At 54.9% G+C, this 244-nt stretch carries 1 pseudogene; it reads right to left on the bottom strand.

The features are described from left to right. Positions 1-244 (bottom strand): annotated as a pseudogene (locus KVT28_RS26210) (PLP-dependent transferase); the annotation flags it as partial.

The raw sequence follows: 244 nt of genomic DNA, 5'->3' as shown, positions 1-244 counted from the left end.
GAGGATCCCGTTCAGCAGCGTATAGGTCGCGCCGTATAAATTGCGTAGCGCCACGATATGATCGCCCGCCTGCGTGATATTCAGAATGGCATAAGTGATTGCCGCCGCGCCTGAGCTGAACGCCAGTGCGGCGGTCCCTCCTTCCAGTTCAGCCATCCTTTTTTCCAGGACGGCGGTAGTCCGATTCATCATGGGCCCGTAAATATTACCTTACACCTTCTCATCAAATAAATCGGCCGGGAGC

Origin of the sequence: Pantoea sp. GbtcB22 (genome assembly GCF_019091025.1) — a bacterium.
Taxonomy (GTDB): domain Bacteria; phylum Pseudomonadota; class Gammaproteobacteria; order Enterobacterales; family Enterobacteriaceae; genus Pantoea; species Pantoea leporis.
Note: the sequence above shows the minus strand (reverse complement) of the source record. Positions and strands in the feature narration are given on the sequence as shown.